The sequence below is a fragment of the Pseudomonas sp. App30 genome (genome assembly GCF_047947025.1).
Taxonomy (GTDB): Bacteria; Pseudomonadota; Gammaproteobacteria; order Pseudomonadales; family Pseudomonadaceae; genus Aquipseudomonas.
Genome location: NZ_CP133165.1, coordinates 6,503,576 through 6,528,098 on the forward strand (window position 1 = coordinate 6,503,576; position 24,523 = coordinate 6,528,098).

A 24,523-nucleotide genomic window follows, 5' to 3' on the forward strand; every position below is an offset into this window, starting at 1 on the left:
CACCGCGATATGTCGGACCAACGCGGTGATCTCTTCGCGGGCAGAGCCCGCTCCCACGCACGTGATTCGCCGGGGAACAGTGTGGGGTCAGTTGCCGTCGGCGACCTTGCGTTCGATTTCGGCGGTTTTCTTTTGCAGGGTTTCGGCGTCCTGCTCCTTGGCGCGGGTGGAGGAGGGGGTGATGACCTCATCGACGCCACGGGTGTCGTCGTCGCGGTCTTCCAGGTCGCGCTTCACCACATTTACCGGTTTGCCGGAGGTATCGGTGGGCGGCGCGTTTTCGGGGCGGTTGTCTGTGCTCATGATGGTCTCCTGGGGTGTATGCACGGTTGAGCCGCCGCCCGGCCAGGAGTTCCAGCCGGGCGGCCGGCCGGTCATGGCAGCGGGTTGCCGCCGGTCACGCCGAAGGTTTCACCGGTGATATAGCTGGATTCCTGGGTGGCCAGGAACACATACAGTGGCGCGCATTCGGCCGGTTGGCCGGGGCGGCCCATGGGCGTCTGCGAACCGAAGGTGGGGATTTTCTCTTGAGGTTGACCGCCGCTGGGCTGCAGCGGCGTCCACACCGGGCCCGGCGCCACGGCGTTGACCCGCACGCCCTGGGCAATCACCTGCTTGGCCAGCGACTTGGTGAAGGCGACGATGGCGGCCTTGGTCGAGGCATAGTCCAGCAGGTTCTGCGACGGGCTGTAGGACTGGATGGACGCGGTATTGATGATGGTGGCGCCAGCTGGCAAGTGCGGCAGCGCCGCCTTGCACAGCCAGAACAGCGCGTAGACGTTGGACTTGAAGGTGGCGTCGAACTGCTCGGTGGTCAGCTCGGCGATGGCCTCCACCGCCTGCTGCTTGCCGGCGACGTTCACCAGTATGTCCAGGCCGCCCAGGGCGGCCACCGCCTTCTGCACCAGCGCCTGGCAGAACGCCTCGTTCTTGAGGTCGCCGGGAATGGCCACGGCTTTGCGGCCTTCGGCTTCGATCAGCTTCACCACTTCGCGGGCGTCGCTTTCCTCTTCAGGCAAGTAATTGAGGACGATGTCGGCACCTTCGCGGGCATAGGCAATTGCCGCCGCGCGGCCAATGCCGGAGTCGGCACCGGTGATCAGCGCCCTGCGCCCCAGCAAGCGGCCGAAGCCCTTATAGCTGTGCTCGCCGTGGTCCGGCGCGGGCGTCATCTTGTGCACGGTGCCGGGCGCGCCCTGGGGCTGTTTGGGGAATTCGGGGTGTGGATACTGGGTCAGTGGGTTCTGCATCGAATACTGGTTTTCAGTTGCCATGGTGGACTTCCTCTCTTGCCCAATCGAATCAGGACAATGGAGGCAGACGGCCAGGCGAACGTTCAGTTTTTCTGCCGATGAAAATTTTTTAAACCTTCCGCCAACCGCCCGGGTCGATTGGGAACAGGCGGGCTCGGGCAGAAGAGGGCGACTCATGATTGGTGTGGTGATTCCGGCGCACAATGAAGCAAGCTACATCGCCCCTTGCCTGGCCTCGATCCAGGCGGCGGCGCGGCACCCGCAACTGGCGGGCATGACGGTAAAAGTGCTGGTGGTGCTCGACCACTGCAGCGACGAAACCGGGTTGCTGGCGGCTGCGGCCGGGTGCGAGGTGCTGGAGGTGGGCTTTCGTAACGTCGGCAAGGCGCGGGCCTTCGGCGCCCAGGCGTTGCTCAACGCCGGCGCGCAGTGGCTGGCGTTCACCGATGCCGACACGCGAGTGCCGGGCGACTGGCTGGCCCGCCAATTGGCGTTCCAGGCCGATGCCGTGTGTGGCACGGTGGCGGTGGACAGTTGGGCCGAGCACACCGAGCAAGCGCGGGCGAAATACCTGGCGGGGTACCGGTTCGAGGAGGGGCACCGGCACATCCATGGTGCCAACCTGGGGCTGAGCGCCGAGGCCTATGCCAGGGCTGGCGGTTTCCAGCACCTGGCGGCCCATGAAGACGTGCAACTGGTAGCGGACCTTGAGCGCATCGGCGCGCGCATCGTGTGGACGGCGACCACCTCGGTGGTCACCAGCGCGCGCCGCGATTTCAAGTGCCGCGAGGGGTTTGGCGAGTACCTGTTGTCGCTGCAGGAAGAGCGTGTGGGAGCTGGCTTGCCAGCGAGTTTTTAAAGGCTCGCTGGCAAGCCAGCTCCCACAACCACGGTCAGAACAGATTGATCGGGTAGGTAGCGATCACCCGGTGCTCGTCCTGGTCGCGCACGCCGGGAAACTCGGTGCGCATGGAGGCGTGCCGCAGCGCCACGCTGAGGTCCTTGGCCGGGCCCGATTGCACGGTGTAGGTCAGGGTCAGGTTGCGCTCCCACTCACTCTTGTCGCCAGCGGCGGTGCGTGCGCCCGAGCCGCTTTCGTACATGCCCAGGAAGGTCAGGCCGGGCACGCCCATGGCGGCGAAGTCATAACCGTAGCGCACCTGCCAGGTGCGCTCGCCGGCGCGCTGGAACTTGCCGATCATTGACTCGGTGATGAAGTACGAGGTCGAGCCGTCGCCCTGGTTCAGCCACACCGCATCGCTGTCGCCGGTCACCTGCTGGTAGCCGGCGGCGATGGTGTGCGGGCCCACCAGGTAGGTGAACAGCGCGCTGGACAGTTGGCTGTCGACCTTGCCCTTGGTCACGCCGTCGCCGTAGTAGCCGGCGGTGTAGTAGTCCGCGTCATTGTCGTTCTTGCCGGCCGCGCTGTTGTTGAAGTAACGCAGGTCGGTGCGCAGGGTGCCGGGGCCCACCTTCCAGTTGTTCACCAGGCCCAGGAAGTGCTGGTTGTAGAAGTTCTCCAGGCCGCCGTAGTAGTACTGCAGCAGCAGGTCGGGGGTGGCTTTCCAGTCGACGCCGGCGTACTGGAATTTGTGCACGAACTTGCCGGTGAGGCGGCTGTTGGCGCCGGGAATGGACATGCCCATCTGGTTGGTCGACCCACGGCCCTTGACGCTGTCCAGTTGGCCGGCGATGAAGGTGAAGTGGTCCAGGTCCTTGGACTGGATCTGCTCGCCGTTGAAGGTCTGTTGCAGCAGGCGGTCGGTGGACATCACCACCGGCAGCATCGGCACCAGGGTACCGGCGCGCACTTCGGTCTTGGCGAAGCGCATCTTCGCCGTGGCGCCCAGGCTGCCGAACTCATCGGCGGCGCGGCCGTCGTCGGTGGGGAAGATGTTGCCGTTGTAGGCGGTGCCCGACGGGTTGTAGTGGGTGCCCTTGCCCGAGTCCAGCTTGATGCCGAGCATGCCGATGGCGTCCACGCCGAAACCGACGGTGCCCGGGGTGTAGCCGGACTTGAAGTTGAGGATGAAGCCCTGGCCCCATTCCTGGGTGTAGTTGGGGTTGGCGGCGCCGCTGCGGTTGTCGGCGTTGCTGAAGAAGTTGCGCGCCAGCAGGGTCGCGGTGCTGTCCTCGATAAAGCCTTCGGCGTTGCTTGGTTGCGCCATGGCCAGGCCGCACAGGCCGGCCAGAATTGCGGGTGCGCGGTAAGCTGCGCGATTCAAGAGCACCATCGGGAATTCCTCATGCTGTAGTCAATGTTGTGAGAGGCAGGTGCAGGGGCGGCAGTTAAGGTTTTTATTGTTCTTCAGGAGCAACAGGAGCAACGGGTGCGGCGGCGCGGGTCAGCGCCACCGGCGGCAAGCGGTACAACACCCACAGGGCCAGCACGCCCAGGCCGGCGCACAGCAGCAGGCCGCTGCCCAGCGCTTGCGCCAGGGCCTGGCGGGCCAGTTGCAGCAGCGCCGGGTCGCCGCCGGCCTTGAGCAGCACTTGTGGGTCGATGAAGCGGGGCAGGGCATCGGGCTGGCCGGCGGCGATGAACGCGCCTTGCAGGTGGCTGGCGTACAGCAGCTTGACCAGCACGCCCATCACTGCGGTGCCCAGCAGCCCGCCGACCAGGCGCAGCGACTGGGTGAGGGCGGTGGCGATGCCCAGGAACTGCCGCTCGGCCAGGGTCTGGGTAAACACCGTGAGGTTCATCAGGATGAACCCCAGGCCCAGCCCGGCCAGCAGGATCAGCCCCAGCAACGCGTGGAACGAGGCGTGCAGGCCCACCAGCGCCAGCCCGGCGCAGGCCACCAGCAGCACGGCGAAACCGGCCAGGGGAATCAGGTTGGGGTTGCGCAGGTGGGTGATGATGCGACCGTTGACGATGGCCCCCAGGGTGATGCTCAAGGCCAGGGGCGTGATCAGCAGGCCGGCGTCCTGGGGCGAATAGCCGTAGCTGCCTTGCAGCAGCAGCGGCAGGTAGAACAACAGGCTGAACATGATGGCCCCGGCCAGCAACGACAGCACGAACAGCAGGCGCACGCTGGGCGAGCGGAACAGCGCGGCCGGCAGCAAGGCTTCACTGCACCGACGCTCCCAGCACCACAGCGCGACCGCAGCGGCGATGCACACCGCACCCAGTATCGCGCTGCCCCACACCTGGGCTTGGCCCAGCCATTCGACGAACAATTGCAGGCTGCCCAGCGCCACCGCGATCAGCAGCGCGCCCAGCCAGTCCAGGCGAATGGCGCGGCTTTGCAGCGGGCGGTAGTGGGGCAGGTAGCGCCAGGCGAAGCACAGCGCCACCGCGCCCAGCGGCAGGTTGATATAGAACACCGAGCGCCAGCCGAAGGCGCCGGTCAAATACCCGCCCAGGCCCGGGCCGATGGCGTTGACCACGCTGAACAGCGCGCTCAGCAAAATCTGCCAGCGCAGGCGCTGGCGGGTGTCGGGAAATAGTTCGGGAATGCAGGCGAACGCGGTGCCGATCAGCATGCCGCCGCCCACCCCTTGCAGGGCGCGGCCCAGCACCAGCACCAGCATGTCGTTGGCCAGGGCGCAGACCAGCGAGGCCAGGGTGAAGATTACCGTGGCCGCCAGCACGAAGGGCTTGCGCCCGTAGTAGTCGCCCAGGCGGCCGAAAATCGGGATGGTGACGATGGAGGCCAGCAGGTAGCCGGTGGCTACCCAGGCGTACAGCTCGAAGCCCTGCAACTGGGCAACGATGCTCGGCAAGGCGTTGCCGATCACCGTCTGGTCGAGGGCTGAAAGCATCAGCACCAGGGAGAGGCCGAGCATGGCCAGCAAGGCTTGCTTGAAGGTCAGGGCGCTGTGGCTCGGCATCGTCATCATCGAACCCCTTACACCAGCGCCGCGACGGCGGTGGCGATGCGTTGGCAGCCGGTTTCCAGGGTCTCGATGGCCGAGGCCGTGGACATGCGGAAGAACGGTGCCAGGCCGTAGGCGCTGCCGGGAATCACCGCCACACCCTGGCTTTCCAGCAGGTAAAGGATGAAGTCGCTGTCGCTGGCCAGCACCTGGCCTTGGGGAGTGCGCTTGCCCAGCACGGCGCCGCAGTTGACGTACAGGTAGAACGCGCCTTCGGGCGGGATGCAGCTGAGGCCGTCGATGGCGTTGATCAGCTCCAGGCAGCGGTCGCGGCGCTGGCGGTACACCGCGCGGCTTTGCTCGATGAAGCCCTGGTCACCGTTGAGGGCGGCCACCGCGGCGGCCTGGCTGACGCTGCAGGCGTTGCTGGTGGACTGCGACTGCAGGGTGGCCATGGCGGTGATCAGGTCGGCGGGCCCGGCGCCGAAGCCGATGCGCCAGCCGGTCATGGCGTAGGACTTCGACACCCCGTTGATCACCAGCACGCGGTCCTTGAGCCGCGGTTCCACGGCCAGGATGTGCGTGGCGGGGCGGTCGTCGTAGCGGATGTGCTCGTAGATGTCGTCGGTCATCACCAGCACGTCGGGGTAGTCCAGCAGCACGTCGGCCAGGGCGCGCAGCTCCTCGGCGTGGTACACCGCGCCGGTGGGGTTGCTCGGCGAGTTCAGCAGCAGCCAGCGGGTGCGCGGGGTAATGGCGGCGCGCAGCTGCTCGGCGGTGAGCTTGAAGTGGTGTTCCTCGGTGCAGGCCAGGGTCACCGGTTCGCCTTCGCAGGCCAGCACCATGTCCGGGTATGACACCCAGTAGGGCGCGGGAATCAGCACCTCGTCGCCCGGGCCCAGGGTGGCGGAGAAGGCGTTGTAGATGGCGCTCTTGGCGCCGTTGGTGACCACCACCTGGGACGGCGTGTAGGCCAGGCCGTTTTCGCGCTGCAGCTTGGCGACGATGGCCTGGCGCAGTTCCGGGGTGCCGGCGTTCTGGGTGTAGCGGGTGTCGCCGTTGTCGATGGCGGCGCAGGCGGCCTGGCGGATGTGCGCCGGGGTGTCGAAGTCGGGCTCGCCCACCACCAGGTTGATGATCGACTTGCCGGCGCGGCGCAGTTCGTTGGCGCGGTCGGCAGCGGCGCTGCTGGGCGAGGGTTTGATGCGGTGCACTCGGGCGGCGATGCGGGAAGCGGTCACGGGGGAGTCCTCGGTGGTGGCCTGATGACGGCTACGTTACGAGGCGGGGCGGCGGGGCTGATAAGACAAGTTTGTTCTGGGTTGATAGGCACAGCTTATGACCGGTTGGTGCATGGGGCGCACCAAGATGGTGCCATGGCGTATTTGCGGGGGATGGGCGGGTTTAGCGGAGCCTCTTGTCCCGGTGCCATATCAAAGACTTATGGTGGGGCCATCGCGAGCAAGCTCGGCTCCTACCGGTAGGAGCCGAGCTTGCTCGCGATGAGGCCCTGAAGTGCGACACATGACCACCCAGTCAAAACATGGCCCGCCTCTTGCTCTATCAGGTGTTATCCACCTGCCAGAGTGTGCCACCCCTGTGAACCTGCGCCGTTTGAAGTACTTCGTGAAGATCGTCGATGTCGGTAGCCTGACCCAGGCTGCCGATGTGTTGCATATCGCCCAGCCAGCGCTGAGCCAGCAGCTGGTCACCCTGGAGGCCGAGCTGCAGCAGCAGTTGATCATCCGCACCAAGCGCGGCGTCACGCCGACCGAAGCGGGCAAGGTGCTGTACGGTCATGCGCAACTGATCCTGCGCCAGTGCGAGCAGGCCCAGAGCGACGTCAACGCCACCGGTTTCGCCTTGTCCGGCCAGGTCTCGGTCGGCCTGGCCCCGGGCACTGCGGCCTCGGCGCTGTCGCTGCCGTTGCTGCGCCGGGTGCGCGAGCGCCACCCCGGCATCCTGCTGTACCTGAATGAAAACTTCGGCACCACCCTCAGTGAGCTGATCATGAACGGACGCATGGACATGGCCGTGCTCTACGGCGGCCGCGAAGTGCACGGCCTGACCTTCGTGCCGCTGCTGCGCGAACAGCTGTACCTGGTGAGCGCCGACCCCGAGCTGCAACGCCGCGACGAGATCGGCCTGGCCGAGGTCGCCGAGCTGGACCTGCTGCTGCCGCGCACCTACAACACCATGCGCCGGCTGGTGGACGAAGCCTTCCTGAAGATCGGCCTCAGCGCCCGGGTGATCGCCGAGGTGGAGTCGTCCACCACCCTGGCCACCGCCGTCAGCGAGCATTTCGGTTCAACCATCCTGCCCGAATCCGCCGCCCGCGCCCTGGTGGCCGTGCACGAGGCGCACCTGGTGCGCATCACCGCGCCGGACATCGAGGCGCCGCTGGCGCTGTGCCTGTCGGGGCATTTGCCGCTGTCAGTGCCGGCCCAGGCGGTGAAGGCGATCTTGCTGGAGTTGATTGCCGAGATGCGTGGGTAACGCCGCCGTAGCCGCTGCCGTCAGGCTGCGCTGGCCAGTCTGAACCCTGAAGACCTTCAGCGAGGTACAGGGCCAGCGCAGCCTGGCGGCAGCGGCTACGCGATGGTCATAAGCGACCCTTATCTCCCCACAGTCAAACCGTCTTGGCCGTGTTTTTGTGCGCTCGATAGAGTTCATCCAGCCACTTTTACTATTCACGGCAGGGCCATTGCATGAACCCGGAACGCATTAAAGCGCTGATCGACCTGATGGCCGAATCCGACCTCAGCGAGCTGAGCCTCAACGAAGGCGACACCCAGCTGCGCCTGCTGCGCGACGGCCAGCCCGTGGCGGCCGTCGCTCGCCCGCTGACGGCGACAGTTGCCGCCGCCACCCCGGCAGCCAGCAGCGACACCTTCGACGCCAGCGCCGCCCTCTACGGCGTGCTGCACCTGACCCCCGCGCCCGACCAGCCCGCGTTCGTGCAGGTGGGTGATGCGGTCGAGGCCGGCCAGACCCTGGCCGTGGTGGAAGCCATGAAGATGTTCCACCCGCTCAAGGCCGAACGCGCCGGCGTCGTGCGCGCCATCCTCGCCGCCAGTGGCGATGAAGTCGCCGCCGGCAAGCCGCTGTTCCGCCTGGAGGCCGTGTGATGTTCGATACCGTCCTTATCGCCAACCGCGGCGAAATCGCCTTGCGCATTTTGCGCGCCTGCCAGGGCCTGGGCCTGAAGACCGTGGCCGTGTATTCGGAAGCCGACCGCGACGCCCGCTACGTGCAACTGGCCGACCAGGCCATCTGCATCGGCCCCGCGGCCCCCGGCCAAAGCTACCTGGACCACGCCGCCGTGCTGTTCGCCGCCGAACTCAGCGGCGCCCAGGCGATTCACCCCGGCTACGGCTTCCTGTCCGAGAACGCCGCCTTCGCCGAACGCGTCGAGCAGGCCGGCCTGACCTTCATCGGCCCCAGCGCCGCCTGCATCCGCACCATGGGCGACAAGGTTTCGGCCAAGCGCGCCATGCGCGAAGCTGGCGTGCCCTGCGTGCCGGGGCCCGACACCAGCATGCCGGACGACGCCGAGAGCATCCTGGCCATCGCCCGCGACATCGGCTACCCGGTGATCGTCAAGGCTGCCGGCGGCGGTGGTGGCCGTGGCATGCGCGTGGTGGAGCAGGAGGCCACGCTGCTCGACGCCATCAACCTGACCCGCGAAGAAGCCCGGCGTGCCTTCGGCAACCCGGAGCTGTACATCGAGAAATTCCTCGGCCAGCCGCGCCACGTGGAAATCCAGGTGCTCTGCGACGCCTACGGTAACGCCTTGTGGCTGGGCGCCCGCGACTGCTCCCTGCAGCGCCGCCACCAGAAAGTGCTGGAAGAAGCGCCGGCGCCTGGCATCGACCCCGCGTTGGTGGCCAAGGTCGGCGCGCGCTGCGCCGCCGCCTGCCGGCAGATCGGCTACGTGGGCGTCGGCACCTTCGAGTTCCTCTACGAGCACGGCGAGTTCTACTTCATTGAGATGAACACGCGCCTGCAAGTGGAGCACCCGGTGACCGAGATGACCACCGGCATCGACATTGTCCAGCAGCAGATCCGCATGGCCCAGGGCGAGCGCCTGACGCTGACCCAGGCCGACATCGGCGTGCATGGCCACGCCCTGGAATGCCGCATCAATGCCGAGGACCCCGACACCTTCATGCCCACCCCGGGCCAGGTGAGCCGCTGGGAAATCCCCGGTGGCTACGGCGTGCGCGTCGACAGCCACGTCAGCCACGGCTACCGCGTGCCGCCGTACTACGACTCGATGGTGGCCAAGGTCATCACCCACGGCGCCACCCGCGACGAGGCCCTGGCGCGCATGCGCCTGGCCCTGGGCGAGATGCGCGTGGAAGGCATCAGCACCAACATCGCGCTGCACCGCGACATTCTCCAGGACCCCGGCTTCTGCGAGGGCGGCGTCGACATTCACCATCTTGAACGCTGGCTGCAACAGAGGACCGCATCATGAGTGCCATGCACATGGACGCCACCCCGCGCATCAGCCTGCTGGGCACCACCGCGCTGCTGCTGGAAGCACCGGGCAGCCTCGACCTGCCGCCGCAGCAACGCATCTGGGCCCTGGCCCGCCTGGCCCAGGACTGGGGCGGCGTGGCCGAGGCCGTGCCGGGCATGAACAACCTGATGCTGACCTTCGCCACCCCGCCGCGCGACCTGCAGGGCCTGCAAAGCCGGTTGCTGGAGGCCTGGGAGCAGTGCCAGCCGCTGCCGCTGGAAGGCCGCATCATCGAACTGCCGGTGATCTACGGTGGCGAGCATGGCCCGCACATGGCCGACGTGGTCGCCCATTCCGGCCTGGACATCGAGACCATCGCCAACCTGCACGCCGAGCCGCTGTACCCGGTGTATGCCCTGGGCAGCCACCCCGGCTACTGCTACCTGGGCGGCATGGACCCGCGCCTGGCCACGCCGCGGCGCCAGGTGCCGGTGCTGAGCATCGGCGCTGGCGCGGTGTCGATCGGTGGCGTGCAGACCGGTGTGTCGGCCTCGGCCGGCCCCAGCGGCTGGAACACCATCGGCCACACCGACATGGTGTTCTTCGACGCCGAACAATCGCCCCCGGCGCTGCTGCAACCCGGCGACCACATTCGCTTTCGTATCGAGAGGATCATTCGATGATCGAGATCATCAGTGCCACCGCCCTGGCCACCGTCCAGGACCTGGGGCGCCACGGCAGCCTGGGCTACGGCGTGGGTACCTCCGGGGCCATGGACAGCCTGTCGCTGATCCTCGGCAACCTGCTGCTGGGCAACGATGAAGGCGCGGCCGCCATCGAGATTCCGCTGTTCCCGTTCGAGGCACGCTTTATTGAAGCCTGCGCGTTTGCCGTGACCGGTGCCGCCTGTGGCGCCACCCTCGACGGCCAGGCGCTGCCGCCCAACTGGGTGGCCCAGGCCAGCGCCGGCCAGGTGCTGAAGCTCAACTACCCCTCCGCCGGCAGCCGCGCCTACCTGTGCCTGGCCGGTGGTGTCGACGTCCCTGAGGTGTTGGGTTCGCGCAGCACCCAGTTGCGCGGCGAATTCGGCGGCCTGAACGGGCGCATGCTGCAGCAGGGCGACCGCCTGCCCGCAGGCCGCGCTGGCAAGGCCGGCAACAGCGACTTCGGCGTCAGCCTGGCGACCCGCGCCTTGCCCCTGGAAGTGGACGGCGTGCCGGCCATGCGCGTGCTGCCCGCCGCCGAATACGACTGCTTCAGCGCCGAGGCGCAAGCGGCGTTCTGGGCCGGGGAGTGGAAGGTCACCACCCAGAGCAACCGCTACGGCTACCGCCTGGAGGGCCAGCCGCTGCTGCCGGAAAAGCCCCTGGAGGTGCGCTCCCACGGCATCGTCCCGGGCGTGATCCAGGTGCCCCACGGCGGCCAGCCGATCATCCAGATGCGCGACGCCCAACCCAGCGGCGGCTACCCCAAGTTCGGCACGGTGATCGAGGCCGACCTATGGCGCCTGGGCCAGGCGCCCATTGGCAGCCGCGTGCGCTTTATCCACTGCAGCTACGCGCAGGCCCTGGACGCGCTGGAGGCCAACCGCGCCTTCCTCGACGCCACCCGCCGCCTGCTGACCTTGCACAGCCTTTGAGGAACCTGCCATGAACATCAAGGAAATTCGCCAGCTGGCCGGCTGGCTCGGCGCCGCCAACCTCAGCGTGCTGCATATCCAGCGGCCTGGTTTCGACCTGCTGCTGCGCCGTGGGGCGGCGGCTGCTCCCGTGTTGCACGCTGAGCCGCCAGCTCGCGTCGACGTGCCCGTGGCGTCGATCAAGGCCAGCGGCCCGGGGCTGTTCTTCAGCCACCACCCCGACGAGCGCACGCCCTGGGTCAAGCCCGGCGACAGCGTGCACAACGGGCAATTGGTGGGCGTGCTGCAGATCGGCCACCTGCTGCTGCCGGTGCGCAGCCAGCAGGACGGGCAGGTGAGCGCCGTGCGCGCCGCCGAAGGTGAACAGGTGGGCTACGGCCAGCCGCTTTTTGACCTGGCCGGCTGAGGAGACCCTTATGCGTATCGACTTGAACGCCGACCTGGGCGAGGGCTTTGGCCCGTGGACCCTGGGCGAAGACCAGGCGCTGATGGAGATCATCTCCTCGGCCAACGTGGCCTGCGGTTTCCACGCCGGCGACCCGCTGATCATGGACACCACGGTGCGCCGCGCCAAGGCCCTGGGCATCGACCTCGGTGCCCATGTCGGCTACCCCGACCTGCAGGGCTTCGGCCGCCGCGCCATGAACATCGACCTGGCGGAGCTGGCCACCTACGTGGTCTACCAGCTGGGTGCCCTGGCCGGCATGGCGGCGGTGGCCGGCTACCGCATGAGCCACATGAGCTTCCACGGCGCGCTGGGCAACCGCGTGGCCGCCGACGCCGCCATGGCCGACGTGCTGGTGGGCGCGGTGGCGCAGTTCGACCCCGGCCTGATCATCAGCTCGTCCAGCAGCCAGGCCATCGAGGCCGCCGCCGACCGGCACGGCCTGCCGGTGGCTACCACCTTCCTGGCCGACCGCGCCTACGACGCGCAGTGCCTGCTGGTGCCGCGCGGCACGCCCGGCGCGGTGATCAAGGACCCGGCCCAGGTGCGCGAACGCGTTGCCCAGCTGTTGCAGGACGGCACCGTCACCACCCTCGACGGCCAGCGGGTCAAGGTCAACGCCAGCTCCATCCTGCTGCACGGCGACACGCCGGGCGCGGTGGACCTGGCCCGCGACCTGCGCGCGTTCATCGAAGGGCAGGGCGCCGTCATCACCCCGATCAGCCAACTGGTGCGGTCATAAGCGCACCTTATTGCCACACAACCAATGCGTCTTGGCCGGTGCGAGCGGTGCTCGGTACAGTCCAAGGCAGACGCAGGATTCAAGGAGTTTCCCCATGCCATTTTCCGATTACAAAACCGCGCTGGTCACCGGCGCCTCGTCCGGCATCGGCGCCGCCGTGGTCGAGCGCCTGTGCGCCGAGGGCATCGAAGTGCACGCCCTGGCCCGCAGCGCCGACAAGCTGGCGGAACTGGCCGAGCGCACCGGCTGCATCGCCCACCCCATCGACGTCACTGACCTGGCCGGGCTGACCGCGCTGTTCCAGCGCCAGCGCTTCGACATCCTGGTCAACAACGCCGGCGTCGACCGCCCGGGCTCGCTGCTCAAGGCCGACGCCGAAGGCATTGACCTGCTGGTGGACGTCAACCTGCGCGCGGTGCTGCACCTGGCGCGCCTGGCGCTGCCGGGTATGGTCGAGCGCGACTGCGGCCACATCATCAACATCAGCTCCATTGCCGCCGCCTACAACTTCGGCGGCAACGCCACCTACCACGCCACCAAGGCGGCGGTGAGCATGCTTTCCAAGCAGCTGCGTGTGGACGCCTTCGGCAAGCGCGTGCGGGTCACCGAGATTTGCCCGGGGCGTGTTGCCACCGACATCTTTGCCCACGTGCATGGTGACTCCGAAGAGGTGCGCAAGCGCTTCATCGAGGGCTTCGAGCTGCCGGAAGCCAAGGACATCGCCAACGCCATTGCCTTCGCCATCGCCGCCCCGGTGTCGATGAACGTCGGCCACATGGAAATCACCCCGACCCTGCAGGTGCCCGGTGGCCTGTCCACCGCGCGGCCCCAGGAGTGGCAGGGCTGAAGCGCCGGCCTGCGAAGAAGAACGGCCCTAGCCGTCATTGCTGCGCCCGCGTCGGGTTCGCCCCGGCGCCTTGCTTCTGCCCCACGCCAGTCGATGGGAATTGACCATGACGCACGACTTCAATCTTGCCGCGATTCTGCACGGCGAATACGCCGAGCTGATCCTCAAGGGCATTGGCATGACCCTGCAGTTGGCGCTGTTCGCCTGGTGCCTGGCCATGGTCCTGGCCCTGCTGCTGGTGTCCATCCGCCTGACCGGCAACCAATACGCCGAGCGCCTGGTGGCGGCCTACGTCTCCTACCACCGCAACGTACCGACCCTGGTGCAACTGATGCTGTGGTACTTCGGCATCCCCACGCTGCTCAGCGACAACACCCAGGTGTGGCTGGCCAACTACAGCAGCGAATACCTGTTTTCCATCATCGCCCTGGGCCTGTGCCAGGCGGCGTATTTCAGCGAGGACATCCGCAGTGGCCTGCGCGCCATTCCCAACGGCCAGACCGAGGCCGCCCGCGCCCTGGGCCTGGGCTACGTGCGCTCGCTGCGCTACGTGATCCTGCCCCAGGGCGTGCGCAACTGCCTGCCGTCGTTGATCAACCACAGCGTGCTGCTGTTCAAGAACACCAGCCTGGCCATGGCCATCGGCGTGGTGGAGCTGACGTACGCCACGCGCGAGGTGGAGAACTACACCTTCCGCACGTTCGAGTCGTACCTGGTGGCCACGGTGGTGTACCTGGTGTTTTCGCTGTTGCTGATGGGCGCTGGCGCCCTGGTGGCACGGCACTTCAGCAAAGCCCTGGCGAGGTAGGCGGCCATGTTCGATTTGTTCAAGATTGTCCACGACAACTGGCCGCTGTTCCTCATCGGCCAATACCCCCACGGCCCCCTGGGCGGCCTGGCCAGCACGCTGATCCTGGCGGCCGCAGCCCTGGTGCTGGCGTTCCCACTGGGCCTGCTGCTGGCCCTGGCGCGGGTGTCGCCATGGCGCTGGCTGCGTTACCCGGCCACGGTGTGGGTGTACGTGCTGCGCGGCATCCCGCTGCTGATGGTGATTTTCTGGACCTACTTCCTGGTGCCACTGCTGATCGGCCACAACATCACCGGCTTCACCACCATGCTCTGCACCCTGGTGGTGTACCAGAGCGCCTACCTGTGCGAGATCATTCGTGGCGGCATCCAGGCGTTGCCCGGCGGCCAGTACGAAGGCGCGCGGGCCCTGGGCCTGGGCTATGTGCGCACCACGCTGTGGGTGATCCTGCCCCAGGCGCTGTACAACGCACTGCCCAGCCTGATCAGCCAGTTCGTTTCCATCATCAAGGAAACCTCCCTGGGCTATGTGATCAACGTGCAGGAGGTGACGTTCGCCGCCAACCAGGTCAACAACCAGCTGCTGACCAAGCCGTTCCAGGTGTTCTTCATTCTTGCCATTACGTATTACGTACTGTGTTACGGCCTGACCCGCCTGGCCGGCGTGCTTGAAGGGCGCATCGCCCGCAAGCGCCTGGGCCACGCCACGCCGGCCGCCCCGCAGGCTTCCCTGCTGACCACCGATAACTGAAGAGGGTTGCCTTCATGCATCCGATGATCATGTTTTCCAGCATCAATAAATGGTACGGCGAGTACCAGGCGCTTACCGACGTTACCGCCGAGGTCAAGCGCGGTGAAGTGGTGGTGCTGTGCGGGCCCTCGGGCTCGGGCAAGTCGACGCTGATCCGCACCGTCAACCGCCTGGAAGACATCCAGAAGGGCCAGATTCTGTTCGACGGCCAGGACGTCAACGGCACCGACGCCAACCTCAACCGCCTGCGCAGCCGCGTCGGCTTCGTGTTCCAGAGCTTCAACCTGTTCCCGCACCTGTCGGTGCTGGACAACATCATCCTCACGCCCACCAAGGTGCGCGGCCTCAAGGCCAGCGACGCCCGCGCCCACGCCATGCAGTTGCTCGACCGTGTGGGCCTGGCGCACAAGGCCAGCGCCTACCCGGCGCAGCTGTCGGGCGGCCAGCAGCAGCGCGTGGCCATTGCCCGCGCGCTGGCCATGGAGCCGCCGGTGATGCTGTTCGACGAACCCACCAGCGCCCTCGACCCGGAAATGGTCGGCGAGGTGCTGAGCGTGATGAAGGGCCTGGCCAAGGAGGGCATGACCATGATGTGCGTGACCCACGAAATGAACTTCGCCCGCGAGGTGGCCGACACCATCTGGTTCATGGACGCCGGGCAGATCCTGGAAAAAGGCACCCCCGAGCAGTTCTTCAGCCAACCGTCCCACCCGCGCGCGCAGCGTTTCATCGCTGACCTGCGTGCCCACTGAATTCACCTTGATTGAACTGGAGTAAGCCCATGGCTATGAACAAACTGATGGTGGCACTGGCGTTGGCCCCCTTGGCAATCTCGGTGGCCCAGGCCGACCAACTGGCCGACGTGATGGCGAAGAAGAGCCTGAGCTGCGGGGTCTACGCCGACGTGCCGCCGTTCTCCGCGCCCGACCCGCAGACCCGCGAGTTGGTGGGCATGGACGTCGACCTCTGCACCGCGCTGGCCAAGCGCCTGGGCGTGGCCCTGGAGCTGAAGCCGATGTCGGTGGAGGCGCGCATTCCGGAGGTGAAGATGGGCCGCGTCGACCTGATCTTCGCCAACCTGGCCTACACCAAGAGCCGCGCCGAACAGATCCAGTTCAGCGACCCGTACTACATCGCCAAGGAAACCCTGGTGGTGCGCGCGCCCAACGCCGACCAGCCGCGCGAGTTCTTCGCCGGCAAGAAAATCAGCTCCACCAAGGGCTCCACCTCCGAGCAGTCGATTCGCATGGCCAACGCCACCCCGGTGACCTTCCAGGACACCGGCTCGGCCTACATGGCCCTGCAGCAGAACAAGGTGGTGGGCCTGGTGACCAACACCATGACCGCCATCAAGCTGGTGGGCCAGGCAAAGGAGGGCGGGGTGAACCTGGCCATCGCCAAGGACCCGATGGCCCTGGAACCCATCGGCGCCGGCATGCGCCAGGGCGAACCGGCGTTCCTGGCCAAGGTCAACGAAGCCCTGCGCGCCATGGACCAGGCGGGCGAGATCGACAGCATCTGGAACCGCTGGATCGGCCCTGAAACGCCTTACAAAATGGTCCGCGAGGACAAGGTGCAGAGCCTGGCGCAGCTGAAGTTCGAGCCGTTGCCGTAAGCTTCGGACGCGGCCTGCGGCCGCTGCTACAGGGCCCTTTGTACCTCGTCTATCGCGTCGCCTGCATCGCCGCCGTTTCAAGACCGCTGCTACAGGTGCGTGTAGCAGCGGCCGTAGGCCGCGTCAGGCCACACTGCAAATCCAGTGATGATCATGCCGGTAAGGCGCGCGCGTGAACTTCACGTCGCGCACCAGAATGAGCCCGCGTTGCTGCAAGGCTTCGGTAAGTTCTGCCAGTGTGTCTGCTTCGAGCGTCATGGGAATTGCCTCGTCAGATTACCTGTACATAGGTCTTGACCGGGCCTTTGCCGGGATGATTCAGTTTTTCTTGCCCCTACGTTTTCCAGGGCGACCTTGGTAGGGCCTGCCTGGCATCGGCTATCGTGTTTTCATGGATTTCTTTGCGCACAGGAAGTCACCGATGAAAAACCTCTCGCTGCTGTCCGGGCTATCCCTGGCCTTGCTGTTGGCCGCCAACGCCCACGCCGCCGGGCTGGCCAGCCAAAAAAGCAGCTTCGGCACGCTGGCCGACGGCACGCCCATCGAGAAATACACCCTGAGCAACAGCCAGGGCACGCAGGTGGCGGTGATTACCTACGGCGCCATCCTGCAATCGGTGGTGGTGGCCGACAAGCATGGCGCGTTCGACGACGTGCTGCTGGGCTTCGACAACGTCCACGACTACGAACTGAAGAATAACGACCCGCACTTCGGCGCCACCATTGGCCGCTATGCCAACCGCATTGCCGACGGCAAGTTCAGCCTTGACGGCCACGCCTACAGCATTCCCGTCAACGCCGCGCCGAACGCCATGCACGGCGGCCCGGAAGGCTTCGACCGGCACGTGTGGAAAGCCACCCCTACCCATGACAAGGGCTCGGTAGGCGTGACCCTGAGCTACCTGAGCGCCGACGGCCAGATGGGCTTTCCGGGGGCACTGGACACCCAGGTCACCTACAGCCTCAACGAGCGCAATGAACTGCGCATCCAGTTCCACGCCACCACCAGCAAGCCGACGGTGGTCAACCTGACCAACCACGGTTATTACAACCTGGCGGGCGCCGGCAACGGCACCATCCTCGACCAGGTCGCCACCCTGCACGCCAGCCACTACACGCCGGTGTCGGCCAAGCTGATTCCCACCGGCGAAATCGCCCCGGTGGCGGGCACGCCCATGGATTTCCTCAAACCCACGCCCATTGGCACTCATATCAAGGCTGACCACCCGCAGCTGAAGTTCGCCGAGCCCAAGCAGGGTGGCTTTGATTTCAACTACGTGCTCGACACCAAGGGCGACCTGAGCAAGCCTGCCGTGGAAATCAGCGACCCGCAGTCGGGCCGCCATCTGCAGCTGTTCACCACCCAGCCAGCGGTGCAGTTCTACACCTCCAACTCGCTGGACGGCAGCATCAGCGGCAAGGCCGGCAAGGTGTACGGGCACTGGGGCGCCTTTGCGCTGGAGGCTGAACACTACCCGGATTCGCCCAACCAGCCGGCGTTTCCGAGCACGCGCCTGAACCCAGGTGAAACGTTTCTGCAAACTACCGTGTTGAAGTTCAGCCACGAGTGATAGCCTGTGGCCTTTAGCCACGTTTTGGAAGGGAAACACATGATCTTCGGCTTCAATGGCAAGACCTGCGCCGTGTTGGCGGCAGCCCTGGTACTGGGCGGCTGCGCTTCGCTGAACACCCCTGCGGCCAAGCCCGCCGCCGGTTCGCGCACGGTGCTGCAGCACGTGGTGTACCCGGCAGGCTACGAGGTGAACGTGATTCGCATCGTGCTGCCGGCCAACACCAACTCGCCGCACCACACCCACCCGGGCCTGGAATCGGGCTACGTGGCCCGTGGCTCGGTGACCATCGCCATCGATGGCCAGCCCGAGCATGTGCTGCACGCCGGGGATACCTTCGAGACCCCGGCGAACGCGCCGCACATCGTCAAGAACGGGCCGCAGGAGACGGAGATCGTCAGCACCTACATCACCGAGCTGGGCAAGCCGTTGACGCACGTGTTGCCGTAAATTGTGTGGGAGCTGGCTTGCCAGCGAGCCTTTCGGGCCTCAACAGCTCGCTGGCAAGCCAGCTCCCACAAGGGCTCAGTGAGCGTCGTCGTGGAGCAGGTGGAAGATCTCGCGCTTCATGCGGATGAAGTCCGCGTCCATCACCATGTCCAGGTTGCGCGGCCGCTCGATCGGCACGTCCAGCACCTGCTTGATGCGCCCGGGCCGTGCGCCCATGACGAAGATGCGGTCGCCCAGCAGGATGGCCTCGTCGATGTCGTGGGTCACGAACAGCACGGTCTTCTTGCTGTGTTCCCACACCTTCAGCAACAGCTGCTGCATCTGCAGCCGGGTCTGGCTGTCCAGCGCGCCGAAGGGTTCGTCCATCAACAGAATCTGCGGGTCGTTGGCCAGGGCGCGGGCGATGGCCACGCGCTGCATCATGCCGCCTGACAGCTGCTTGGCGTAGTTGTCGGCGAAGCGCTGCAGGCCTACCTCGTTGAGGTAGAACTCGACGATGTCCTTGCGCTCGGCCGCCGGCATGCCCCGGCGTTTCAGGCCGAACTCGATGTTCTGCCGCACCGTCAGCCAGGGGAACAGGGTGTAGCTCTGGAACACCATGCCACGGTCGGCGCCGGGGCCGTCCACCTGCTGGCCACCGACGTAGATGGCGCCACTGGTGGGCTCGGCGAGGCCGGCCGTGAGGTACAGCAGGCTCGACTTGCCGCAGCCCGATGGCCCCACCAGCACCGCGAACTGCTGGTCGGGCACCTGGAACGACACCTGTTCAAGCGCGGTGAAGGTGTCGCCCGAGGGCGTCTTGTACTGCAGGCAGACCTTGTCCACCTGCAGCCGCGGCGCAGCGCTGGCGGCCGGGGCCACGGGCGTGACCAGCCGGGGTGAGGTTGCGGTTACTGAGCCCATGCGGCCACCTTTATGCGCAGGAAACGGAACAGTTGATCGGTGATCAGGCCCAACAGGCCGATGACCGCGATCGCCAGGAAAATCACGTCCACCTGGAAGCCACGCATGGCCTTCAGGCTCAGGTAGCCCAGGCCGCTGGAGGCGGCCACCAGTTCAGCCACCACCAGGTACGTCCAGGCCCAGCCCATGGTCACCCGCAGGGTGTCGAGGATACCCGGCACCGAGGCCGGGGCGATCACGTGCACCACCGCGTCGACGCGGTTGGAACCCAGGGTGTACGAGGCGTTGATCAGGTCCTTGGAGATGCCCTTGGAGACGTCGGCGATCATCACCAGCTGCTGGAAAAACACCCCGAAGATGATGATCGACACCCGCTGTTCCAGGCCGATGCCGATCCACAGGATGAACAGCGGCACGAACGAGGTCACCGGCAGGTAGCGGATGAAGTTCACCAGCGGCTCCAGGAACGCCTGAACCACGCGGAAGCTGCCCATCAGCAGCCCCACCGGCACGGCGACGATGGAGGAAACCACGAAGCCGACCATCACCACCTCGACGCTGGCCCATACGTGGGTGCCCAGGGTGCCGTCGCGCGCCAGGCGCACGGCGGCGTCCCACACCGCGCCGGGGCTGGGCAGGAACATCGCCGGCACCACGCCGCCGTAGGAGAGGAAGGCCCACAGGCCGATCAGCAGGATCCAGGCCAGGCCGCTGGCGCTCCACACCACCTGCACCGGCAGGCTGGTCTTGGGCGTGAGGCAGCGGTTGAGCCATGAGTTGCGCTTGGACATGCCAGGCTCCTATCGTGGGGTGACGAAGCGGTTGTCGATCAAGTCGCTGTAGCTGACGTTGAACGGTTTGCCCTGCAGGTCGCTGGCGGTCTGGTTGGCCAATTTGATCACGGTGGCGGCGTCGCCGCTGGTGCCGGCGGTGCCCAGCAGTTTTTCGCTCATGGCCTGGTCGTAGAAGCGCACGCCCTTGGCTGCGGCCGCCAGCTCGGCCGGGTCGGCCAGGTAGCCGCCGACGCCCTTGGCCATGATCGCGTAGGCCTCCTTGGGGTGTTCCTGGGTGTATTGCACGGCCTTGTACAGCCCGGCCACCAGGGCCTTGATGTCTTCTGGCTGCTTTTCCACCACGTCGCAGTTGAGCGCCACCACGTCGACGATCACGCCTGGGGTGGTGCTGCTGTCCACCAGCACCTTGCCCACGTTCTTGTCGCGCACGCTGGTCAGGTGCGGCTCCCAGGTGACGGCGGCGGGCACGCGGCCGGCGATGAAGGCGGTGGCGGCGTCGTCGGCGGTCATGTTCTGGATGGTCAGGTCGCTCATCTTCATGCCGGCGTTCTTCAGCAGGTAGGCCAGCCAGAACTGCGACACCGAGCCTTCGTTGACGGCCACGGCCTTGCCCTTGAGGTCCTGCAGGCTGCTGACGTCCTTGCCTACCAGCACGCCGTCGCCACCGTGGCTTTCATCCAGCGCGGCCACGGCCTTGAAGCAGAACTGCGGGCGGTACTTGAGGATTTCATCCAGGGTGGAGGCCGAGCCGGACAGTTTGCCCGAGGCCTGGGCCGCCATGTACATGGAGGCTTCCTCGATGGTCGGCAGCTCGACGGTCAGGCCTTTTTCCTTGAAGTAGCCCAGGTCCTGGGCCAGGTACAGGGTGCCGTAGCCGACCCAGGTGGTGTGGCCGATGGACAGGGTGCCGGCCTGGGCGCCGCTGGCGATGCCGGCGGCGAGGGCGGTGAGGGCCAGTGGGCGCACGCAGCGTGAAACGAACGACTTGATCATGTGACACTCCCGGAATCTTGGTTTTCTGATGGGTTTCTCGGGGCAGTGGGCGTAACGCCAAAAACGTTGTACGTGGGGTCTCTGACGGACCTTTTGCCTCTGTGCGGCAGGGTCGATGTTGGCCCATGTGGCGGGGCAGGAAAACGATGAAATATGTGGTCGCTAACGAGGAAAAAGGTTGTTCGGCATGCGCCGGTGATTTGATCGGGGCGTAGGTGGGAGCTGGCTTGCCAGCGAGCTGTTGGGGGCCCCCAAAGCTCGGTGGCAAGCCAGCTCCCACACGCCCTGTTAGCCGGTGGTGCGCTCGAGTGTCGGCCGGGGGATGTTTGATTCATGCAGCATCATCGCCGCCGCCTTCTCGCCAATCATGATGCACGGCGCGTTGGTGTTGCCGCTGATCAGCGTCGGCATGATCGACGCATCCACCACCCGCAGCCCGCGCACCCCATGCACGCGCAGCTGCGGGTCGACCACGGCCAGCGGGTCGCTGCCCATCTTGCAGGTGCCCACGGGGTGGAACACGGTGGCGGCATGGTCGCGCACATAGTCCAGCAGTTGCGCGTCGCTCTGCACCTGGGCGCCGGGCAGCATTTCCTTGCCGCGCAGGGCGTCGAAGGCCGAGTCGGCGAGGATTCGCCGCGCCAGCTTGATGCCTTCGACCAGCACCTTGGCGTCGTGGGGGTCGCTGAGGAAGTTGAAATCGATCACCAGCTTGCCGTCGCGGCCCAGGCGCAGCTCGCCGATGCTGCCGGGGCGCAGCACGCAGGTATGCACCGCGTAGCCGTGGCCCCATTCGAACAGCCGTCCACGGTGGCTGCGGTAGCCGGGCACGAAGTGGAATTGCACGTCCGGCAGCCCCTCGGCCAGGGGCGTGCGGGCGAAGCCGCCGGCTTCCACGTAGTTGGTGGTCAGCCAGCCCGTTTTGCTCAACACATAGCGCAGGGGCGCGGCGAGGATGGCCGGCAGGGCGCCAGCGGAAAAGCCCAGGGTGAGCGGGCTTTTCGAGCGCACGGTGACCAGGCCGTCGAGGTGGTCCTGAAGGTTCTTGCCCACGCCGGGCAGGTCATGGCGCACCTCGATGCCGGCCTCGGCCAGCTCGGCGGCCGGGCCGATGCCCGAGGCCAGCAGCAGCTGCGGGCTGCCCAGGGCGCCAGCGCTGAGGATCACCTCGCGGCGGGCCTTGAGGAAGGTCTGCACGCCGTCGCTGTCCACCACCACGCCTTTGGCGACCTTTTGCTCCAGCACCACGTGCTTGACGGTGCAGTCGGTGACCACGGTGAGGTTTTCCCGCGCCAGCACCGGCGCCACGAAGGCGCGGTAGCTGGATAGGCGCCTGGCGTTCTTCTGGGTCAGGTTGTAAATGCCGCAACCCTCCAGCCGCGCGCCGTTGAAGTCGTCATTGCGCCGGACGCCGATGGCTTCGGCCGCTTTGACGAACAGCGCCGACAGCGGATTGGGATCACGCGCCGCTTCCACGTTCAGTTCGCCGCCGCTGCCGTGCAGGGTAGGGTCCTGGCCCAGGCGGTTGTTTTCCGACTGCTTGAAGTAGGGCAGCACGCTGGCCCAGTCCCAACCCGGCTGCGCCCAGCGGTCATAGTCGCTGGCGTGGCCGCGGATGTAGATCATGCTGTTCATCGAGCTGGAACCGCCCAGGGCCTTGCCGCGCGGGGTGTGCAGCGAGCGGTTGGCGAGGTGCTTCTGCGGCGCGGACAAGAAGTTCCAGCTGTACTTCTTGCTCTTGTACAGCGTGATGGTGCCGGCCGGGGTCTGGATACGCGGGCTGTTGTCGTGGCCGCCGGCCTCGATCAGGCACACCTTGACCTGCGGATCGGCGCTCAGCCGGTTGGCCAGCACGCAGCCCGAAGAGCCGGCGCCAACGATGATGTAGTCGTAGTCAGTGTTCATGCGTTTCTCCCGGCCAGCAGCGCGGGGGCGCGGAAGCGGCGGCTGAGCAGGTAGTAGACCGGCGAGATCACCAGCAGCCCGACGATCCAGGAAATGTCGGCGCCGCCCATGGCCTTGGCCACCACGCCGGTGTACAGCTCGGTGGCCATGAACGGCACCTGCACCAGCACGCCCAGCACGTAGCAGCCCACGGCGGTCCAGTTGAAGGTGCCGTAAATGCCGCCATCGCGGCGGAAGAACGACGCCACGTCGTAGCTGCCGTGGGCCACCAGGTAGTAGTCCACCAGGTTGATGGCGGTCCAGGGCACCAGCACGTACAACAGCAGCAGGATGAAGTTGGTGTAGTTGGCCATGAAGTCATCCTGGCCCAGCAGCGCCAGGGCCAGGGAAATGCCGAACAGCACCAGCGCGGTAACGGTGCGCGACAGCGCGCCGGCCGACCATCTGGGCACCAACGTCTGGCCCACGGTGATGGCCGACAGGGTGCCGCAGTACAGGTTCATGGCATTGGTGGCGGCGATGCCCACCGAGAACACCGCCACCACCAGGGTGGCGATGGGGCCGGTCAGCTCGATCAGGCCGGCGATGATGTCACCGTTAACGCTGAGGCCGACGATTACCCCCAGGGCCATGGGCAGGATGGAGCCCAGGCAGCAGCCCCAGTAGCTGGACCAGAAGGCCGCGCGGCCGCCGGTGTCGGCGGGCATGTAGCGCGAGTAGTCCGACACGTACGGCGCGTAGGCCAGCTGCCACAGCGCCGCCACCGACAGGGTGCCGAGGAAGCCGGGCAGGTTGAAGGCGTTGCGTTGCAGGAAGTCGGCGGGCAGGCCGTGCACGGCGACGATCCAGATGAAGCACAACAGCAGGATGGCCCCCGACAGGTAGGACATCAGCCGCGTGTAGGCGTGGATCAGGCGGTAGCCGAACACCGTCGCCACCACGCTGATCAGCCCCACCAGGACGATGCCCTGGTTGGTGCTGACCAGGGCGTATTGGCTGTGCAGCGACTGCCCGCCCAGCACCAGGTTGGAGGCGAAGAAGCCCAGGTACATGATCACTACCAGGGCCACCACCAGCAAGGAGCCGTAGGAGCCGAACTGGCCGCGGGTCTGCACCATCTGCGGCACGCCCAGCTGCGGGCCCTGGGCCGAGTGCAGGGCCATGAACACGCCGCCGATGAGGTTGCCGGCCACCAGCGCCAGTAGGGCGGTGATGAAGGGCAGCTTGAACACCGTCACCGCCAGGGCGCCGGTGACCACGGTCAGCAGCATGATGTTGGAGCCGAACCAGATGGTGAACAGGTCGCGGGCGCGACCGTGGCGCTGGTCGGCGGCAATGGGCTGGATGGTGCTCAACTCCAGCGTGGCGGGCTTGGGGGTGGGGTGATTCATGGCATGCGTTCGCTCTATGGGTGGCGGGCAGATAAATCAAGGAAGTGCTGCATGGTTTTTATTCTTCTCTCGCCTCGATCCGGTAGGAGCCGACCTTGGTCGCGATGCAGGCGACACGGTTTGGCGGTGTCGCC

26 protein-coding genes are annotated in these 24,523 nt (G+C 66.5%); 15 read left to right on the forward strand and 11 right to left on the reverse strand.

Going from position 1 to position 24,523, the window contains the following annotated elements; all coding sequences use genetic code 11:
- Window positions 1–87: 87 nt before the first annotated feature.
- Entirely contained in the window at window positions 88–303 is a 216-nt protein-coding gene (locus RAM80_RS30010) for a hypothetical protein (RefSeq protein WP_416423995.1), read from the reverse strand.
- Window positions 304–374: 71 nt separating this feature from the next.
- Window positions 375–1,274, reverse strand: a complete 900-nt coding sequence (locus tag RAM80_RS30015) for an SDR family oxidoreductase (protein WP_416423996.1) — start codon at window positions 1,272–1,274, stop codon at window positions 375–377.
- Window positions 1,275–1,428: 154 nt separating this feature from the next.
- Here RAM80_RS30015 and RAM80_RS30020 point away from each other — a divergent pair, with 154 nt between their 5' ends.
- Window positions 1,429–2,112: a glycosyltransferase gene (locus RAM80_RS30020; RefSeq protein WP_416423997.1), complete on the forward strand. Its 684-nt coding sequence runs from the start codon at window positions 1,429–1,431 to the stop codon at window positions 2,110–2,112.
- Window positions 2,113–2,146: 34 nt separating this feature from the next.
- Here RAM80_RS30020 and RAM80_RS30025 read toward each other — a convergent pair whose 3' ends face one another.
- From RAM80_RS30025 to RAM80_RS30035, 3 genes are all read right to left on the reverse strand, one after another.
- The gene (locus tag RAM80_RS30025; protein ID WP_416423998.1) at window positions 2,147–3,487 is read right to left on the reverse strand and encodes an OprD family porin; all 1,341 of its coding nucleotides are present in this window, start codon (window positions 3,485–3,487) and stop codon (window positions 2,147–2,149) included.
- A 64-nt stretch (window positions 3,488–3,551) separates the two neighbouring features.
- Window positions 3,552–5,093 carry an MFS transporter gene (locus RAM80_RS30030; protein WP_416427589.1) on the reverse strand — a complete coding sequence of 514 codons (1,542 nt, stop codon included), beginning with the start codon at window positions 5,091–5,093 and terminating at the stop codon, window positions 3,552–3,554.
- Window positions 5,094–5,104: 11 nt separating this feature from the next.
- Entirely contained in the window at window positions 5,105–6,313 is a 1,209-nt protein-coding gene (locus tag RAM80_RS30035) for an aspartate transaminase (protein ID WP_416423999.1), read from the reverse strand.
- 358 nt (window positions 6,314–6,671) lie between these two features.
- Here RAM80_RS30035 and nac point away from each other — a divergent pair, with 358 nt between their 5' ends.
- The 12 genes from nac (at window position 6,672) to RAM80_RS30095 (ending at window position 16,383) form a co-directional block, all read left to right on the forward strand.
- Complete coding sequence (gene nac, locus RAM80_RS30040) at window positions 6,672–7,568, forward strand: nitrogen assimilation transcriptional regulator NAC (protein WP_416424000.1); 897 nt, start codon at window positions 6,672–6,674, stop codon at window positions 7,566–7,568.
- 212 nt (window positions 7,569–7,780) lie between these two features.
- Window positions 7,781–8,200 (forward strand): acetyl-CoA carboxylase biotin carboxyl carrier protein, encoded by a 420-nt coding sequence (locus RAM80_RS30045; protein WP_416424001.1) that lies wholly within the window; start codon window positions 7,781–7,783, stop codon window positions 8,198–8,200.
- Entirely contained in the window at window positions 8,200–9,552 is a 1,353-nt protein-coding gene (gene accC, locus RAM80_RS30050; protein WP_416424002.1) for an acetyl-CoA carboxylase biotin carboxylase subunit, read from the forward strand. The genes RAM80_RS30045 and accC overlap by 1 nt, the downstream gene beginning before the upstream one ends.
- Entirely contained in the window at window positions 9,549–10,220 is a 672-nt protein-coding gene (gene pxpB, locus RAM80_RS30055; protein WP_416424003.1) for a 5-oxoprolinase subunit PxpB, read from the forward strand. The genes accC and pxpB overlap by 4 nt, the downstream gene beginning before the upstream one ends.
- Window positions 10,217–11,176: a biotin-dependent carboxyltransferase family protein gene (locus RAM80_RS30060; protein ID WP_416424004.1), complete on the forward strand. Its 960-nt coding sequence runs from the start codon at window positions 10,217–10,219 to the stop codon at window positions 11,174–11,176. The genes pxpB and RAM80_RS30060 overlap by 4 nt, the downstream gene beginning before the upstream one ends.
- A gap of 10 nt (window positions 11,177–11,186) precedes the next feature.
- On the forward strand, window positions 11,187–11,582 hold the full coding sequence (locus RAM80_RS30065) for an acetyl-CoA carboxylase biotin carboxyl carrier protein (RefSeq protein ID WP_416424005.1): 396 nt from the start codon (window positions 11,187–11,189) through the stop codon (window positions 11,580–11,582).
- A gap of 10 nt (window positions 11,583–11,592) precedes the next feature.
- Window positions 11,593–12,363, forward strand: coding sequence for a LamB/YcsF family protein (locus RAM80_RS30070; protein WP_416424006.1), 771 nt, complete (start codon window positions 11,593–11,595; stop codon window positions 12,361–12,363).
- Window positions 12,364–12,457: 94 nt separating this feature from the next.
- Window positions 12,458–13,210 (forward strand): SDR family oxidoreductase, encoded by a 753-nt coding sequence (locus RAM80_RS30075; protein WP_416424007.1) that lies wholly within the window; start codon window positions 12,458–12,460, stop codon window positions 13,208–13,210.
- A gap of 106 nt (window positions 13,211–13,316) precedes the next feature.
- The gene (locus RAM80_RS30080; RefSeq protein ID WP_416424008.1) at window positions 13,317–14,018 is read left to right on the forward strand and encodes an amino acid ABC transporter permease; all 702 of its coding nucleotides are present in this window, start codon (window positions 13,317–13,319) and stop codon (window positions 14,016–14,018) included.
- A 6-nt stretch (window positions 14,019–14,024) separates the two neighbouring features.
- Window positions 14,025–14,768 carry an amino acid ABC transporter permease gene (locus RAM80_RS30085; protein WP_416424009.1) on the forward strand — a complete coding sequence of 248 codons (744 nt, stop codon included), beginning with the start codon at window positions 14,025–14,027 and terminating at the stop codon, window positions 14,766–14,768.
- A 23-nt stretch (window positions 14,769–14,791) separates the two neighbouring features.
- Window positions 14,792–15,520 (forward strand): amino acid ABC transporter ATP-binding protein, encoded by a 729-nt coding sequence (locus RAM80_RS30090; protein WP_416427590.1) that lies wholly within the window; start codon window positions 14,792–14,794, stop codon window positions 15,518–15,520.
- Between the two features lie 29 nt (window positions 15,521–15,549).
- Entirely contained in the window at window positions 15,550–16,383 is an 834-nt protein-coding gene (locus RAM80_RS30095; protein ID WP_416424010.1) for an ABC transporter substrate-binding protein, read from the forward strand.
- A gap of 123 nt (window positions 16,384–16,506) precedes the next feature.
- Here RAM80_RS30095 and RAM80_RS30100 read toward each other — a convergent pair whose 3' ends face one another.
- Window positions 16,507–16,641, reverse strand: a complete 135-nt coding sequence (locus tag RAM80_RS30100; RefSeq protein WP_416424011.1) for a hypothetical protein — start codon at window positions 16,639–16,641, stop codon at window positions 16,507–16,509.
- A 163-nt stretch (window positions 16,642–16,804) separates the two neighbouring features.
- On the opposite strand from RAM80_RS30100, the gene RAM80_RS30105 reads away from it, so the two are divergent.
- Window positions 16,805–17,953, forward strand: a complete 1,149-nt coding sequence (locus RAM80_RS30105; protein WP_416424012.1) for an aldose epimerase family protein — start codon at window positions 16,805–16,807, stop codon at window positions 17,951–17,953.
- 39 nt (window positions 17,954–17,992) lie between these two features.
- On the forward strand, window positions 17,993–18,403 hold the full coding sequence (locus tag RAM80_RS30110; RefSeq protein WP_416424013.1) for a cupin domain-containing protein: 411 nt from the start codon (window positions 17,993–17,995) through the stop codon (window positions 18,401–18,403).
- 75 nt (window positions 18,404–18,478) lie between these two features.
- On the opposite strand, the gene RAM80_RS30115 is transcribed toward RAM80_RS30110, so the two are convergent.
- From RAM80_RS30115 to RAM80_RS30135, 5 genes are all read right to left on the reverse strand, one after another.
- Window positions 18,479–19,306, reverse strand: a complete 828-nt coding sequence (locus RAM80_RS30115; RefSeq protein ID WP_416424014.1) for an ABC transporter ATP-binding protein — start codon at window positions 19,304–19,306, stop codon at window positions 18,479–18,481.
- Window positions 19,294–20,097: an ABC transporter permease gene (locus RAM80_RS30120; protein ID WP_416424015.1), complete on the reverse strand. Its 804-nt coding sequence runs from the start codon at window positions 20,095–20,097 to the stop codon at window positions 19,294–19,296. The genes RAM80_RS30115 and RAM80_RS30120 overlap by 13 nt, the downstream gene beginning before the upstream one ends.
- Window positions 20,098–20,106: 9 nt before the next feature.
- Window positions 20,107–21,093 (reverse strand): ABC transporter substrate-binding protein, encoded by a 987-nt coding sequence (locus tag RAM80_RS30125; RefSeq protein ID WP_416424016.1) that lies wholly within the window; start codon window positions 21,091–21,093, stop codon window positions 20,107–20,109.
- A 288-nt stretch (window positions 21,094–21,381) separates the two neighbouring features.
- The gene (locus tag RAM80_RS30130) at window positions 21,382–22,998 is read right to left on the reverse strand and encodes a GMC family oxidoreductase (protein WP_416424017.1); all 1,617 of its coding nucleotides are present in this window, start codon (window positions 22,996–22,998) and stop codon (window positions 21,382–21,384) included.
- Entirely contained in the window at window positions 22,995–24,389 is a 1,395-nt protein-coding gene (locus RAM80_RS30135; RefSeq protein WP_416424018.1) for a purine-cytosine permease family protein, read from the reverse strand. The genes RAM80_RS30130 and RAM80_RS30135 overlap by 4 nt, the downstream gene beginning before the upstream one ends.
- Between the last annotated feature and the right edge of the window lie 134 nt (window positions 24,390–24,523).